This window comes from Oscillibacter sp., from assembly GCF_031978065.1.
Lineage (GTDB): Bacteria > Bacillota > Clostridia > Oscillospirales > Oscillospiraceae > Oscillibacter.
The window spans coordinates 25,372-41,072 of record NZ_DALZCH010000017.1; the positions used below are offsets into that span (position 1 = coordinate 25,372).

Here is a 15,701-nt window from a genome sequence, read left to right on the forward strand (position 1 = left end):
TAGCATCCGCCAAATTCTTAAATTCATAAATACAGGGGGCTGCTTACAATGGAGCAATTTCAGAGCGGCAAAGACTATGTGGCCGGCGATGAGCTGCTGCAAGCCGTGAATATTGCGATGGCTCTTCAAAAGCCCTTATTGATTAAGGGAGAACCCGGGACAGGAAAAACGGTTCTTGCCCAGGCCATTGCCGATTTTCTGGGTAAAGAACTGATTGTTTGGAATATAAAGTCAACAACAAAAGCGGAGAGCGGCTTGTATGTCTATGACGTTGTACAGCGCCTGTACGATAGCCAGCTGGGCATAAAGGGTGTGGATCAAGTTGAACGGTATGTGCGGCTTGGAAAGCTGGGGCAGGCCTTTTCAAGCGAGCAGCAAGTTGTGCTGTTGATTGATGAGATTGACAAGGCGGATTTGGAGTTTCCCAATGATTTGCTGTGGGAGCTGGACCGCATGGAATTTCACATTTCAGAAACCGAACGAACCGTAGCTGCCAAGCACCGTCCAATCGTCATCATTACGTCCAACGCAGAAAAAGAGCTGCCGGATGCGTTTTTGCGAAGATGCGTCTTTCACTATATCGAGTTTCCGGATAAAGAGTTGATGGAGAAAATAATCCGCGCACATTATCCGGAGCTTCATAAAAAATTGCTTGGGCAGGCGCTTGAGACTTTTTACCGGGTCCGCAATTTAAGCAGTCTCCAAAAAAGGCCCAGTACCAGCGAGGTTCTGGACTGGATTCTCGCTTTGCAGCTTAGCGGAACGGAATTTGATTCGGAGAAGAATTCAATTCCGTTTGCCGGTGTTTTAATTAAGAAAAATGAAGACCTTCTCACGCTTGCTAAAAATTTTCAGGGGGCGTGAAGCCCATGTTTCTTTCACTGTTTTATTTGCTGAGGGAAAGCGGATTAAGTATCTCGCCAAACGAATGGCTCACCATGCTGGAAGGCCTGAGCATGGGACTTCACGCGTCCACGCTGACAGGCTTTTACCGACTGTGCAAATCTGTCGTAATTCACAGTGAGGCGGATTATGACAAGTTTGATTATACCTTTTGGGAGTACTTTAAAGGCATGGACGAGCAGTCGGAGGTTTCTAAAGAGCTGCTGTCCTGGCTAAATCACCCGGAGCTGTTGAAAAATACGCGGGAAGGGCTTCCTGAATTAACTGACCTGCCTAAAGAGCTGATTGATCAACTGTTTGCCAAACGGCTGCGGGACCAAAAAGAAGAGCATAACGAGGGAAAACGTTGGATTGGGACAGGCGGATATACAGCATATGGGAATCAGGGAAAAAAGGCAGGGGGAATCAGGGTTGGGGAAGAAGCTGGGTATGGCTCTGCCTACCACATCGTGGAAGAGCGAAGATACTGGGACTGGCGCGTAGATAACAAGCTGGATGCGCGGCAATTTCAGGTTGCTTTTCGCAGGTTAAGGCAGCTCACGGCGGAGTCGGACGGTTCAAAAGAGACTGTGAATGTGGATGCAACCGTACAAAAGACATGCGAGAGCGGCGGAATTTTAAAAATCGAGCCGGGCCGTCCGCGAAAAAATTCCATCAAGGTTGCGCTGTTTATAGATTCGGGCGGATCAATGGAGCCCTATCAGTTGCTGTGCAGCACACTATTCCAGTCAGTGCAAAAAGCGGGAAACTTTAAAGAGCTGCAAATATACTACTTTCATAATGTTCTTCAAAAAAATGTCTATCTGGACCCAACCTGCGATTGGAGAAACAGCGTCCCCTTAAATTTAATTTTTAATCAGCTATCCCCGGATTATCGGGTGATCTTTGTGGGGGATGCCATTATGCCTCCGGAAGAGCTACTTTCAGGAAAACAGGGAAGCATTGGCCCGGTCCCGGATGGCTCCAGCCTTCAAAGTTTTTTAAGGTTTAAAAATAAGTATTCGCATATTATTTGGCTGCATCCGCAGTCGAGGCCGGTTAAATGCAGCTATTTTACAAAGGCCTTTGAAGTTTTAGGCAGCTACTTTGACATGTATCCTTTAACCGTAGACGGGCTGACTTGCGGGATGAAACAACTTCTTGCAAACCGTTAAATTGCCCTCTTTGAGAAGGCACAGCACGAAAAAAATCCCTATCATCAAATGGTCCCACCCCGCCGTGCCATGGGTCTTTGCCATTTAAGCTGAAGGAAGCAAGCTGATACTTTACTTTGCACCCGCAATTGTACAGGAGATTTACTGTATATGGATTAAGAACGGGTCGCTTTGCAATTGCATTATTCATAAAAATCGCACCGAAATATAGAAAAATGTCACAAAAACTAAACATCTGAAAGAATCGGTCTGTAAAAAAAGACAAAAATCTCTTTTTATTTGAGCAGAGTGCACATTGTGACAAATTAGTCAAAATGCTACTATGAAACCACCATAAAACATAGTACATTCATTGCTTTCCGTGGCTCGTCCGAGTTTCCGGCGTCTTAATTTCCAGAGAATGACGAATTTCGGAAAGTGTATTGTAATTTATTTTTGGAGGTATTGACATGGCTGAAACAGACGTAAGAGAGTACATCGGCGAATTAGTGAAACGCGCAAAGGTGGCTCAAAAGGAGTTCGAGAAAACCTACACTGATCAGGTCAAAATTGACGAGGTGGTTCGTGCAATCGGAAAGACCATTTACGACAATCGCGCGGTTCTCGCAAAGGATGCCTGCGATGAGACGCAGTATGGCACCGTTAAGATGAAAGAGAGCAAAATTGTGGCCACCACCACGTCACAGTGGAATATTATGCGCGGGAAGAAGTCCGTCGGCTACATCAAAAACCTGCGCGACGAACCGGGCGTGAAGGTAATGGCAAAGCCGATGGGTGTCATCGGCTGCGTAATGCCCAGTACCAACCCCATTATTACGATTGCCGCAAACGGCATGATGTCCATTAAGTGCAGAAACGCCTGTATCATTGCGTCTCATCCTTCCGCAAAAAATGTTTCCGCCAAAACCGTTGATATGGTGCGCGAGGCCATTGCCGCGCTGGGTGCGCCTGCCGATTTGATACAGATTGTTGACGCGGGGCACGCTTCCATTGAAGCAACCAGTGAACTGCTGGCCCAGTGCGACTGCAATATTGCCACCGGCGGCCCTGGCATGGTGAAGTCCGTATACTCCTGCGGACGCCCTGGCTTCGGCGTGGGTCAGGGCAACTGTCAGGAGATCATCTGTGAGGACTGGGATGATCTGGAATTTATGACAACCGTTGCAATCAACAATCGCTCTTATGACAACGGTGTACCCTGCACCAGCGAACAGACCATTCATGTCCCCACCGCTATGGAAGCGAATTTTTTGAAGTCCATGCAGAAAAACGGCGCATATCTTATTGAAGGGGACGAGTTGAAGGACAGCCTGCGCAAGCTGGTGTTCCCCGACGGAGAGCATATTAACCGCGCCGTGGTCGGACGTTCTCCCCAGGCTGTGGGCGAGATGCTGGGAATTGCTGTTCCGGAAACCTGTAAAACCCTGATGACCAAGTATTCCGGCAGCGCAGAGGACGATGTCCTTTCCAGAGAGATTCTGTTCCCGCTGGTGCGCTATGTTACCTATGATAAGTTTGAGGATACAGTTGCCGCCGCAGTCGCCAATTTGGAGATGGAGGGAGCCGGACACAATAGCTGCATCTGGACCCACAATCAGGATAAAATTGAGTATGCCGCAAACCTGCTGCCTGTTTCCCGCTTCCAGATCAACCAGACCCCCTTCGGAATCAACAACGGCATGCCCACCACGTCCACTCTGGGCTGCGGCACTTGGGGCAACAACAGCATCTCTGAAAACTTGGCCTGGTATCACCTGATGAATACAACCCGGGTAAGCGTGACCCTAAAAAATCGGCGCACATGGAAAGACGGCGACTGGGACGATTTTGGAGAGTGCCCAATTACCGAGGATTGATTCCCATTGCGCTGCGTTGGAAGATGGCACGCCCGATTTCGCCCAATATGGCTAAACACAGCAAGAGTTGACAAGCTGTTATTCAGGTCCGGGAAAAGTTTGTCACCAGCACAGCTATAATTTAAAAAAGGCCTGTATTGCATGCGATACAGGCCTTTTTTGTTCCTTGGAAGAAAAATTGGCTTCAATCCCAGAATACGGATTTTACAGGAAAAGTGAAGACTTAAAGATTTTAACTAAGAACAATTCTTCTTTTAATTTATATAAGGGAACCATAACCGGCGTGTACGCTGCTATTTGGTTTTGGTCGCTTTTTCTGCGCCCAGCATAAAAAGTTGGCCGCGTAACCATGTATTTCTTGAGGTTAAATTATTTAGCGGGCATAAAACGTGCCAGCTTTATTCTTAGGAGAGAGATTAAATGAAAGAATATAATTATCTTCAAAAGTGGTTAATGGACCTAAAAATTTCAAAAAAGCTTCTGATGGGCTTTTCGGTGGTGCTGATCCTGTCAATCTTTATAGGTGCTGCCGGAATAGTTGGTATTTCAGCCGTAAATTACAGAAGTGACGTGCTTTACAATCAAGATGCGATGAGCCTTAAATATGCCGGGGATGCCGTCTCACTACTTTTAAAAATTAACATGGGGCATTCTGCGGCGGAAAGCCATGACAATTCTTCCCTTAATCAAATGGATGCGCTGCTTGCCCAATGCCGCGATACGGTAAAGACTCCGGAAGCCATCGCCCTCCTGGACAAAATTGAAGAGGGCTGGAGTACATTTAGGTCAGCAGTAACCACAGAGAATAAAGATGCCCATAAGCAGGCGCCTATGGTAGATTCAGCCACAGCCGTGTTGGCAGATACGCTATGTGAAGACTTTTCTATGCTGCTTGAAAGTATTTCCCAAGCAGCATACCAAAAAAATGAGAATAACAGCAATACCGCCCGAAATTTTACCATCGCAACATTTGCTTTCCTAATTATATCTATTGCGATTTCCATTCCCCTGGCTTTGTATATGGCGGATATTATCAGCGATCCCATGCGAAAATTTGTGGCAATTGCAGACCTGATCGCAGTTGGAGGTTTGGACTTTAACGCTGTGTGTGAGGACAGGGACAGGTATACCAAATTTAGAAAAGATGAATGCGGAATGCTTGCCCGCGCATACGTGAACATGACGTCAAGCACCGCTAAAATGGCAGAAGAAGTGGGGAAAATTGCAGACGGGGATCTGACCATTGACATTGAAATTCGTTCGGAAGACGATGTGCTGGGCAGCGCGCTGTTCGGGTTAGTGAAAAAATTTAATATTCTTACGGGAAGCATTATTTCCTCTGCCGGACAGGTCAATTCCGGAGCAAATCAGGTGGCATATTCCAGCACGGCCCTTTCCCAAGGCGCCACCGAACAAGCCAGCTCCGTTGAAGAACTGTCGGCGTCGATGGAGGAAATCACGTCGCAGACGAAACAAAATGCCGGAAACGCACAAAAAACCAACATACTGGTAGCAAATATTCAAAGCGATGCAACCTCCGGCAATGCGCAAATGGTGGAAATGCTTCGTGCTATGGATGAAATCAACACTTCTTCCGTAAATATCAGTAAAATCATCAAAGTAATTGATGATATTGCTTTCCAGACGAATATTTTGGCGCTGAACGCAGCGGTGGAAGCGGCCAGAGCCGGAAACGCGGGAAAGGGCTTTGCCGTGGTGGCGGATGAAGTCCGAAATCTCGCCGCCAAGTCAGCGCAGGCGGCGAAAGAGACCACTGAATTAATTGAAGCCTCCATAAAAAAGGTAGATGGCGGCACAAATATTGCTAAAGAGACTGCGGTCGCATTCAGCAATATCGTAGAGGGGGTTTTGCAGGCCGACCAATTGGTTGGAGCAATTGCCTCTGCTTCAAACGAGCAGGCCGTTGCCTTGGAACAGATCAATCAGGGATTACTGCAGATTTCACAGGTTGTCCAAACCAACGCCGCCTCCGCCGAGGAGTGCGCGGCAGCCAGCGAAGAACTCTTAAGTCAATCCGATTGCTTGAAGGAAAGCGTAAACGTATTTAAAGTGACCAGCTATTAGTAGAACGGGTACGTCCGAAACGGCAGGCATTTCACCTGTCGTTTGGGACGTGCCTTTTTCCTCACCGCCAGCATGCTCACCCGGCGGGGAGCTTATGTATGGCCTCGACTGGCTTATCCTTTGTGAGCCTGAGCGCATGGTCGCGTAAAGAAAAGGTTTCCTTTCCCTTTTGCGCAGCGGCTGTCAACAAGCATCAAACCCGGACTTCTCTATAAAGCTTAAATAACACCCGCAGAAGGCGCCCGGCAAGCGGCTTTTAATTGCAATTTTCTGCGGGCTTTACATGTATTTTGCTTGCACTTTTTGTCGAAATAAGTTAGTATTAGCTATTGCGGGACAAATGATAGATATTGGTACTTTTTTTGCTTTAATCTGCCATTTCTGTATTTCCCAAAAAATTGCTAGGGTTGCACTTTATTTTTACAAGGAGCGCAAGCAGAATGCGCGTGCGCCAGCCGCCTATCATCAGGCCTGAAAGGAATTACCATATGAAATATCTGAAAAACAAGCTGCTGCTTTACATCTCTTTGCTCTTGGCTTTCACTATACTTTCTCTGACCGCGATTTCTTCTATGCTTTACTACAAAAGCTCCATGGCGCAGGAGGAGGCCACCTCTTCCTCGCTGGTGTCCGCGTATAGTCAGGGACTTAATATTGTGATGGAATCTTACCGCAGTGCCATTCAGGCTGAGGCCGCGCGGAGTGAACTGACAAATCCTGAGGTTTCCACGCAGGCGCTCCAACAATACCTGACGGAGGAGGCCAAGCAGAACGGGTTTAATTATCTGGCCATCGCCGACGCACAGGGAAGCAACACCCACGGGGTCGCATTGGCGGATCAAACGTTTTTCCAGCAGGCAAAATCCGGTCAGACCTATATCTCCAGCCCCGCTCTCAACAGCGCGCAGGAGCTGGTGCTTTATGTAGCGGCCCCCATTCCCGGCAGCAAGGGGCTTTTGTATGGGGAATTTCCCTATACGGTGTTCAGCGACGTGCTGGATCAGATCAAAATCGGCGAAAACGGATATGCGTTCGGCATCAATGCCGACGGATTCACGGTGCTGCACCCGGACGTAACCAACATTGCAGATCCAGTGGACTATTTTGAACTGGCCGAAAAGGACTCCAGTTACGCACCTACCGCCGCCATGTTTAAGCGTATGATTTCCGGGGAGACGGGAATTGGATACAGCTATTACAACGGCGTGCGCCGCATGGTCGGCTTTACGCCCCTTGACGGGCCGGAAGGCTGGTCCATTGCCGTGACAAGACCGTTGACGCAGGTGGAGCAAAACGCGAAAATGACCCTGGCCTTCTGCGTGGGTACAGGCCTTGTCCTGCTTCTCATCTCTATTATCTTTACCCGTATTTTTTCACAGATGATTACGCGCCCCATCGTTCTTGCCACCCGGCGGCTGGAGCTGCTGGAGCAGGGCGACCTTCAAACCGAGGTGGAGCCGGTGAAGGGCAAGGACGAGGGCGCCCGCCTGATGACCGCCATACAAAATACCATCCACGGACTTCAGACGTACATCGGAGATATTTCCAGCATTCTCCACAGTGTCGCGGAAAAGGATTTGACGGTGACCAGCAGCGTGGAGTATTCAGGCGACTTTGTATCCATTCAGTCCGCGCTTGAGAAAATCGTACAGTCCTTAAATGGCACCTTGGAGCAGATTTCCCAGTCCACGGCGCAGGTTCGCTCCGGCGCGGAGCAGGTGGCTCTGGGCGGGCAGAATCTTGCGGAAAATTCTTCCGAGCAGGCGTCTGCGGCGGAGCGGGTTGAAAATTCGCTGGAGTTCGTCTCCAAGCAAATTCAGGAGACGGCGCACCATTCCGAATCCATGCAGAATATGACCCAGACCGCCTTGCAGGAAACCCAGACGGGCCGCGAAAAAATGCAGAAGATGCTGGATGCTATGCAGAGCATTGACGATTTTACCACGAAGATACAAGCCATCATCCATTACATCGACGACATTGCCGCCCAGACAAATATTCTGGCGCTGAACGCCGCCGTGGAGGCCGCCCGCGCGGGCGAATCCGGAAAGGGCTTTTCCGTGGTTGCGGACGAGGTGCGCCAGTTGGCGTCCAAGAGTGCGGAGGCCGCGAAAAACTCTGCCGAGCTGATTGACAGCACGCTGGCTTCTGTGGAAACCGGCAAGCAGACCGCCGAGGGCGCGGCGCTGGCGTTCCAGAGAATTGTGGAGCAGACCAGCAGCGTGGGCGCACTGGTGGACGAGGTCACCAAATCCTTGGGCAGCCAATCCCAAAGCGTGTCCGAGCTGAGCGAGGGGGTTCGGCTGATTTCCAATGCGACACAGGCCAACTCCGCCACGGCTGAGGAAAGCGCCGCCACCAGCGAAGAGTTGCTGGGGCAGATGCAGATGCTGGACGACATGGTGTCGGAATTTAAAACCGTCTGATCGCGCGGAGAGTGTCCTACAATATCAAAAGGAAGCCGGACTGTCAGTCCGGCTTCCTTTTCGTCTCCGGCCCGGGCTGCGGCTGCAATCCGCAACGCCATCCGCCGTTTGCGGCGGTCTTTGAAGAACACACCCAAAACGCTCCCTGCCGACGAAGGCAGGGAGCGTTTTTTAAATGGCAGGACGTGGGAATTGTTCGGAAAACCCGCCGCTTTCCATAGAAAGGCCCGCGTCAGCCTTCCGCCCGGCAGGAAAAGATATCCGCCAGCCACCGCTCCGCCAAGGGGAGCCAAGTGGCCACATGAGCGTCCGCCAGACGATTTTCTGCCGGACGGGCAACCTCCGGGGTTGCCAGCGACATCCCGTGGGTGCCAAAAGGATAGAGGTGCAGCTCCGCCGAAATGCGGCTGCGCAAAAGCGCCTGAAAAAACAACAGGCTGTTTTGCACCGATACGCTTTCATCCGGCACGGCGTGCCACAAAAAGACAGGTACGCTCTTTTCATCCACTAGCCGCTCCAAAGAAAACTCTGCCCATACGGAGCGGTCATCGCCCGCCAGTTGGGTGAAGCTGCCCGGGTGGGCATAGTCTCCGCCCGAAATCACAGGATACCCCAAAATCAGCGCGTCCGGCCTGTGGGAAAGCAAGTCCGTTCCATGTGGAAACAGCGCCGGGTTGTGCCACTGCACGCCAAGACTAGCAGCAAGATGCCCTCCGGCGGAAAAGCCGCAGACCGCTACTTTTTGAATGGCGGGCAGCACGGGAATCTCTCCCCCGCGCACCGCCGCGACCGCCCAAGCCAACTGGCACAGCGGACGCCACCTCAGCGGCGGACGCTCCACCCCATAATGCAGCACAACGGCGTGGTATCCGGCTTCGTTAAAGGCCCGGGCCACAAACGAATCCTCCCACTTTGAGAGGAACGCGTATCCGCCGCCGGGGCAGATCACCACTGCGGCCTCCGCCCCCTCTGCGGGATAAACGTCCAGCGACACATCTGGAAAGGGGCTATTCAGAGTTTGCATCCGGCACATCTCCTCTCATCGGCTCTGCGCCCGGCGTTTTACGCACAGCCCACCGTCAAAAGCACATTGGCAAAGGCTCTTCCTTCTCCGGTGGAGACTGCCACACGCAGGCATTTTTCACCGCAGGCGCTGTAAAATGCCCAGCGATCCAGCTTTTCCATAGCTGCGGCAGGTAAGAGCCGTTCAAATTCGCCGAAGATTTCCGGTGTGGAACCGTCCTCCGGCTGCATCACTTCCATCTTTTCAAAGTTGCATACGGACAAAAGGGCCTCCAACACCTGCGTGACGGTGGGGAGAGCGGGCGCAAGACCCAAAAAGACCCTCTCCGCATCCCCGGTTTTAGACGCCAGAGGATAGTTTCCGTCGGCAATCAGCACCTTATCTCCGTGTCCGCAGCGGGACAGGGCATACAAAAGCTCAGGGTGAATCAGTTTTCCGGTCAGCATAAGACCGCCTCCTCTCACTTCTCGCCGTCTCGGAGCTGGCCCAGCTTTCCGCCGGGATGGCAGCGGACGTATTCCTGCGCGGTCCAGTTCTGCTCCGCCTGAAGCGCCACGCTTAAAGCTTGCAGCGTCACCAGTTCCGCCAGAATAGAATTCCGGGGCGCGCGGTTCATGGGGCCGCCCTCCGCGCCCACGCCGGCATAGAGAAACGCATCGGACTGGCCAGCCAGCCAGCTCTCCGGATTTCCGGATACGCCGATGACTTTGCAGCCGTTGTTTTTAATTGCCAGAACGGTGCTTTTCAGCTCCGCCGTTTCGCCGGAATTGGAAATGGCAATCACCACGTCCCCCGCTGCCAGTTGACCGCAGGAGCCGTGGACCGCTTCGGTTCCGTGGAGAAAATAGCACGGGGTTCCGGTGGAGGAAAACAGGGACGCCATATACGCCGCCACGTGTCCCGGCTTACCGATGCCGGTGACGTGCAGTCTCCCGCCCCCGGCCCGGGACGCGAGGATCAGATCCGCCGCCTGTTCATAAGTCTCGCCGTCCAGCTTCTCCACAAATGCGGGAAGTTCCTCCCGGACGGAGGACAAAAACGCTGCCGCCGCCTGCTTGCTCTCATGTTTCATAGCTGTTTCCTTTCTATACGGAAAGCATATTCGTCAGCAGCCGGGCTGCTGACGAAAGCTTTTGTTTGTATCGCTTATCGCAGAGCGTCCAGCTCCGCCAGATAAACTTCGCGGTACTCCCGCTCCCGCAGCAGGGCCTGCACTTCCTCCATGGTGGGGAGAGACGGCATAGCCCCCATTCGTGAAACGGTGATGGCGGCGGCATGGCCGGCAAAGGCCAGCGCCTGCGCCCGTGGCAGTCCCGCGGCATGAGCCGTGCAAAACGAAGCAACAAAAGAGTCCCCCGCAGCGGTGGGGTCTTTCACCTGCGGCATTCTCACGCAGGGAGTGTAGTCAATGCCACCGGGACCTGCCGCCGAGGAACCGTTCTCCCCCAGCGTAATAATCACGTTTTCCACGCCACGGCTCCGCAAGACCGCCGAGACGGCCTCCACATCGTCTTTGCTGACGCCGCTCTCATCCGCCCGCAGGGGAAGGCCCGCGATGGCCGCAGCCTCATGCTCATTGGGAGAGAGATAGGTGACGCAGCGCAGCAATTCCTCCGGCAGCGCTGCCGCCGGAGCGGGGTTCAGCATCACGGGAACCCCCGCCGCTTTGGCATATTTCGCCACGGCCATGTTGACCTCCATGGGAATCTCCAGTTGGAGCATAACCATGTCAAAACGCCCGATTTCATCTTTCAGCCACGCCACCTGCTCCACGGTGGTGGAATAGTTGGCGCCGGGTACCACGGTGATGCGGTTCTGCGTTCCCCGCTCCGTGACCTCCAAAAGAATGTGCCCCACGCCGGAGGATTTGTCGGGATCCTTTTGAACATGGCTTACGTCCACGCCTGCCCGCGCCGCAGTCTCCAGCATCTCTTTTCCGAAGGCGTCGTCGCCCACCTGTCCCGCCATCACAACCTCCGCGCCCAGCCGGGCGCACTGAACGGCCTGATTTGCGCCCTTGCCGCCGGGCGCGGTGCGGAAATCGGTGCCGATGACAGTCTCACCGGAGGCGGGGGCTTTGGGCGCGGACGCGATCAAATCCATCATAAAGCTGCCGACCACCAAAATTTTTGGTCTTTTCAGCATAGAATCGCTCCTCTCTTTCTGCTTCGCGCGGGGTCGCCGCTGATTTTTGGCCGCTTCCATCAAAGGCCGGGTCACCGCCAAATGCAAGGGAAAACCTGCGTAAATTTCCGTCCGTGGACGACCCTTTGGAAAACGGTGCAGCGTTCGGTTTTTAAATTCCCAACTGCCTGCGAACGTATTTCTCCATGGCAATCAGCGATTCCACCTCGCCTCGGGCATTTTTGTCCAGCTTGGCCATGTCGGCGCTGCGGGAGTAGACACTCATGGGCACGTCCTCCAGCTTCTGATGGTATTTGCAGTTGCAGGGGTAAATACGCATCTCGATCATCCCCGCCATGGTCAGGAAGTGGGCCGCCATCTGCGCCCGTTCGGGGTCGGAGTCCTTGTGGTCATAAACCCACTTGTAAAGCTCGGGGTGGAAGTTTGCCATCACGCCGCAGTAGCCCTGCGCGCCATGAAGCACGCTGTCGTACCAAGACTGGGCGTTGGCGTTGAAAATCTTCAGCGACGTACCCTCCACGGCTTTCAGACGTTCCCGAACCAACTCATAGTCGCAGCAGGTGTCCTTCAAGAACACCATCCGTCCCTCCTTGCCGGCCTTGCGGAGAAACTCCGTGGAAACCAGGCGCTTCCATGGGGCGGGACATTCATAGATTCCGAAGTCTATCTCCGGATACCGGTCAAAAATCTCCCGGGCGTTGGCCTCAAAGGCGGCCTCGCCCTCGTGATTCTGGTCCATCCGGTTGCTTACCAGAACATACGCGCCGATGCCGGGAATCCGCATCATATCCTCCAGCTCCCGGAACTGGGAGGGCTTGTCGTCGGCGGTGTGGCCCGAAACCACGATCTGGATGCGTCCGCCCACCGCGTCCACGGTGGCCTTGGCGATATCCAATTTCTCCTGAGGGGTGAGATAAAGCATCTCGCTGGACTGACACACGGCGAAAACGCCGGCGCAGCCTTTTTCAACATACCAGTCGCACAGGCGCTCAATCGCCTTGTAATCAATTGTCTTATCGTCGTGATACGGGGTAATCATCACCGGCCAGACGCCGGAAGCGATAGAAAAAGCCATGATTCTTCTCCTTAAAAATGATAGGCGTTCCTTCGGTCTGTATTTACATCATATGGAACATCCGGGGTAGGAACAGCACCACCTCGGGAATATAGGTGATGATGGCTAACACAATCAGCATCACCACGATGGGCCACTTAATTTCTCTCACCACATCCTTGAGCGGCGTGCCGGAAATCCCGGAGGTGATGAACAGGCACATGCCGAAGGGCGGTGTGGAGAGGCCCACCATCATGTTAAAGACGATGATCAGTCCGAAGTGAATGATATTCACGCCCAAAGCGTTGGCCACGGGCCACAGAATGGGGATCATCACCAGCTGAATGACCGAGGTGTCCACAAACATGCCCAAAATCAGGATGACGATGTTTACAATCAGCAAGAACAGATATTTGTTGTCCGTAATGCCCAGCAACCAGTTTCCAATCATAACGCCGATCTGCTCTTTGGCGAAGATGAAGGAGATGGCAGAGGCCGCGCCCACCATAATGGAAACGGAGCCGGTGGAACGCACCGTGTCGATCAGAACCTGCTTGAAACCGTCCCAGCTCAGGACGCGATAACCGAAAATCGCCACGATCAGAGCGTACAGTCCCGCAATGGCGCCCGCCTCGGTGGGCGTCATCACGCCGGTATAAATGCCCACCAGCAGAATGACCGGGGTCAGCATGGCCCAGAAGGCCTTCAGGCAGTATTGGAAATAAGCGCGCAGCTTGGGCGGTTCGCTGCGGGGATATTTGCGAACTCTGGCAATCAGGAACACATATATTCCGAGGGCCAGCGCCAGCAAAACGCCGGGAACCATGCCCGCCATGAACAGAGCGCCCACGGAGGCGTTGGTCAGCATGGCGTAGATGACCATGGGGATGGAGGGCGGGAAAATGGGCCCGATGGTGGCGCTGGCGGCGGTGATGGCGCAGCTAAACCCGTCATCATAGCCCTCCTGCCGCATGGCGTCGATCTCCATTTTACCAAGGCCGGAGGCGTCCGCCACGGCGGAGCCGGTCATCCCGGAAAACACCAGCGAGGCCAGCACATTTACGTGCGCCAATCCGCCGTGGAACCGGCCCACGATACCTTTGCACACGCCGAATACATACTCCGTAATTTTGCCCGCGTTCATGATGTTGGCCGCAAAGATAAACAGGGGGACGGCAATCAGCGTACCGTTGGTAAACACCTGTTCAATAGTTTTCTGCGCCACCAGATGCAAGCTGCCCGCCTCACCCATTAGCACCGCGCCGATGGGCTGACCGGACTGAATTGCGCCGAGAATAAAATAGGTCATACACGCGGCGATCATGCCGGTGGGAATGGGCATCCGCAGCAGAAAAATCAGGACGAACACCACGAGAAAGCCAATCAAAGGCAAATATTCCATGTTATTGCTCCTCCTTTTTGGCTTCGCCGTTTTCCTGCTGGATGGCATCCTCAACGGCCTGCTCCGCCTCGGTTTTGCCTTCATTCAGCATCTTGTTAATATACCGTTGATCTCCCTGAAGAACCCGGATTTCCTCGTAAATATCCAAAAGCGAGTACACCAAAATGAATCCAAGGAAAATCACATAGGGGAAAAACACCAATGTCTTGGGGATTTTCAGGATGCTGGTGACCTGCGCCCGGCTCATCAGTCCCCAGATATACCGAAGGGAGGGAATAAACGCCACCGCAAAGGTCACGGCAATCAGGAGATTGCCCAGCATGGCGGTGATCGCCTTTCCCTTGACATCCAGTATGTCATACAGCAGCGTGAAAGACACATGAGCCTTTTCCCGCTGCGCAAAGCAGGCGCCCAGAAGCACCAGCCATAAAAAGCACATTTGCTCCACCTCCAGCGTCCAGGACTGGGGGTTGTTGACGATATAGCGCATAAAAACCTGAAAACAGAAGATTAAAAACAGCGCCACAAAGGCCACGATGGGAATATACAATTCCACGCAGTTGCGGATAAACCGCCCTATTTTTTTCAGACCGTCCAAAAACATCTCTCCTCTCTGAAAGCGAACCTTGCCGATAGGAACAGGGGGCACGGCGTAAGCGCCCCAAAGAATTTTAAAAAGGCCGGGAGGCCGGTTTGCCAGCCCCCCGGTCGGGATGTAGCGGTTCAGATCAGGCCATTGCCTGAATCTCGCTCAGCAGATCCTTGTCCCAGCTATCGGAGATGGGATCGTTCAGATAGACGGACAGCACATGGTCGGCAAAGGTGGCTACGTCGGCCTCATAGATATTCAGGCCCTTTTCCTTCAGGAAATCCTGAACCTCGGACTCCGTCTTCAGGTTCTGATCGTCGCAGGACTGCCGGGCGGCTTCCACAGCCTGCATCACCCAATCCTGCTGGGTGGAGGTGAGAGAGTTCCACTTCTTCAGGTTCATGGTGGGCCACACGGAATCCACCAGATGGTTGGTCAGAGAAATGGACTTCTGCACCTCATAGAACTTGGCGGACTGCACTGTGGGCAGGGGGTTATCCTGACCGTCCACGGTGCCGGTCTGCAGCGCCAGATACAAGTCGTTGAACGCGATGGCGGTGGGGTTCGCGCCCATGGCCTTGCCCAAAAAGACCCACGCTTCGGAGTTGGGCATCCGCAGGTTCACGCCCTTGAGATCATCAGGGGTCTTGATGGCGCGGTCTTCGGAAAGGCTGATCTGGCGGGTGCCCAGATAAAACGCGCCCAAGGGAAGAATGCCCTGCTCACTGGCGACCTTCTCGAAAACCTCTTTGCCGATGTCGCCGTTGAGAACCTTGGTCATGTGGTCATAGCTCTGGAACACATAGCCCGCGGTAAACATGGAGACCCAGGGAGAACCATCGGTCAGCCAGGAGGCGGAGCTGTAAATCATGTCCACGTCTCCGTTTTTCAGGGCGTCTGTCTCCGTGTCCTGACCGTACAGCGTGCCGGAATCGTAGCACTCCACAGTCATGTTGCCGCCGGAGATTTCCTCCAGCTTATCCTTAAAGACCTTTTGCGCAGCGCCATGAGCGTCGGTGGGGACGGCGGCGATAGAAAAAATCTGGTTTACAGGGTCCCCCGC

The 15,701-nt window shown here is 53.3% G+C and carries 13 protein-coding genes; 5 read left to right on the forward strand and 8 right to left on the reverse strand.

Annotated elements, in window-relative coordinates; all coding sequences use genetic code 11:
* Positions 1-48 precede the first annotated feature (48 nt).
* From RTK01_RS04285 to RTK01_RS04305, 5 genes are all read left to right on the forward strand, one after another.
* The gene (locus RTK01_RS04285; protein WP_312279785.1) at positions 49-864 is read left to right on the forward strand and encodes a MoxR family ATPase; all 816 of its coding nucleotides are present in this window, start codon (positions 49-51) and stop codon (positions 862-864) included.
* A gap of 5 nt (positions 865-869) precedes the next feature.
* A complete protein-coding gene (locus tag RTK01_RS04290) occupies positions 870-2,057 on the forward strand; it encodes a VWA containing CoxE family protein (protein ID WP_312279786.1) in 1,188 nt (395 codons plus the stop codon).
* A 449-nt stretch (positions 2,058-2,506) separates the two neighbouring features.
* Positions 2,507-3,913: an aldehyde dehydrogenase family protein gene (locus tag RTK01_RS04295; RefSeq protein ID WP_312279787.1), complete on the forward strand. Its 1,407-nt coding sequence runs from the start codon at positions 2,507-2,509 to the stop codon at positions 3,911-3,913.
* 420 nt (positions 3,914-4,333) lie between these two features.
* Entirely contained in the window at positions 4,334-5,998 is a 1,665-nt protein-coding gene (locus RTK01_RS04300) for a methyl-accepting chemotaxis protein (protein ID WP_312279788.1), read from the forward strand.
* A gap of 488 nt (positions 5,999-6,486) precedes the next feature.
* The gene (locus RTK01_RS04305; RefSeq protein WP_312279789.1) at positions 6,487-8,424 is read left to right on the forward strand and encodes a methyl-accepting chemotaxis protein; all 1,938 of its coding nucleotides are present in this window, start codon (positions 6,487-6,489) and stop codon (positions 8,422-8,424) included.
* 232 nt (positions 8,425-8,656) lie between these two features.
* Here the strand turns inward: RTK01_RS04305 and RTK01_RS04310 are convergent, their stop codons facing one another.
* The 8 genes from RTK01_RS04310 to RTK01_RS04345 form a co-directional block, all read right to left on the reverse strand.
* Entirely contained in the window at positions 8,657-9,448 is a 792-nt protein-coding gene (locus RTK01_RS04310) for an alpha/beta hydrolase (protein ID WP_312279790.1), read from the reverse strand.
* A gap of 38 nt (positions 9,449-9,486) precedes the next feature.
* On the reverse strand, positions 9,487-9,894 hold the full coding sequence (locus RTK01_RS04315) for an RbsD/FucU family protein (RefSeq protein WP_312279791.1): 408 nt from the start codon (positions 9,892-9,894) through the stop codon (positions 9,487-9,489).
* Between the two features lie 14 nt (positions 9,895-9,908).
* Complete coding sequence (locus RTK01_RS04320) at positions 9,909-10,520, reverse strand: SIS domain-containing protein (RefSeq protein WP_312279792.1); 612 nt, start codon at positions 10,518-10,520, stop codon at positions 9,909-9,911.
* Positions 10,521-10,594: 74 nt separating this feature from the next.
* Positions 10,595-11,593 carry a ribokinase gene (locus RTK01_RS04325; RefSeq protein WP_312279793.1) on the reverse strand — a complete coding sequence of 333 codons (999 nt, stop codon included), beginning with the start codon at positions 11,591-11,593 and terminating at the stop codon, positions 10,595-10,597.
* A gap of 151 nt (positions 11,594-11,744) precedes the next feature.
* A complete protein-coding gene (locus RTK01_RS04330; protein WP_312279794.1) occupies positions 11,745-12,668 on the reverse strand; it encodes a dihydrodipicolinate synthase family protein in 924 nt (307 codons plus the stop codon).
* Positions 12,669-12,711: 43 nt separating this feature from the next.
* Positions 12,712-14,049: a TRAP transporter large permease gene (locus tag RTK01_RS04335; RefSeq protein WP_312279795.1), complete on the reverse strand. Its 1,338-nt coding sequence runs from the start codon at positions 14,047-14,049 to the stop codon at positions 12,712-12,714.
* 1 nt (position 14,050) lies between these two features.
* Positions 14,051-14,647 (reverse strand): TRAP transporter small permease, encoded by a 597-nt coding sequence (locus RTK01_RS04340; protein ID WP_312279796.1) that lies wholly within the window; start codon positions 14,645-14,647, stop codon positions 14,051-14,053.
* Between the two features lie 130 nt (positions 14,648-14,777).
* On the reverse strand, positions 14,778-15,701 hold a 924-nt coding region (locus RTK01_RS04345; RefSeq protein ID WP_312279797.1), incomplete at its 5' end, for a sialic acid TRAP transporter substrate-binding protein SiaP.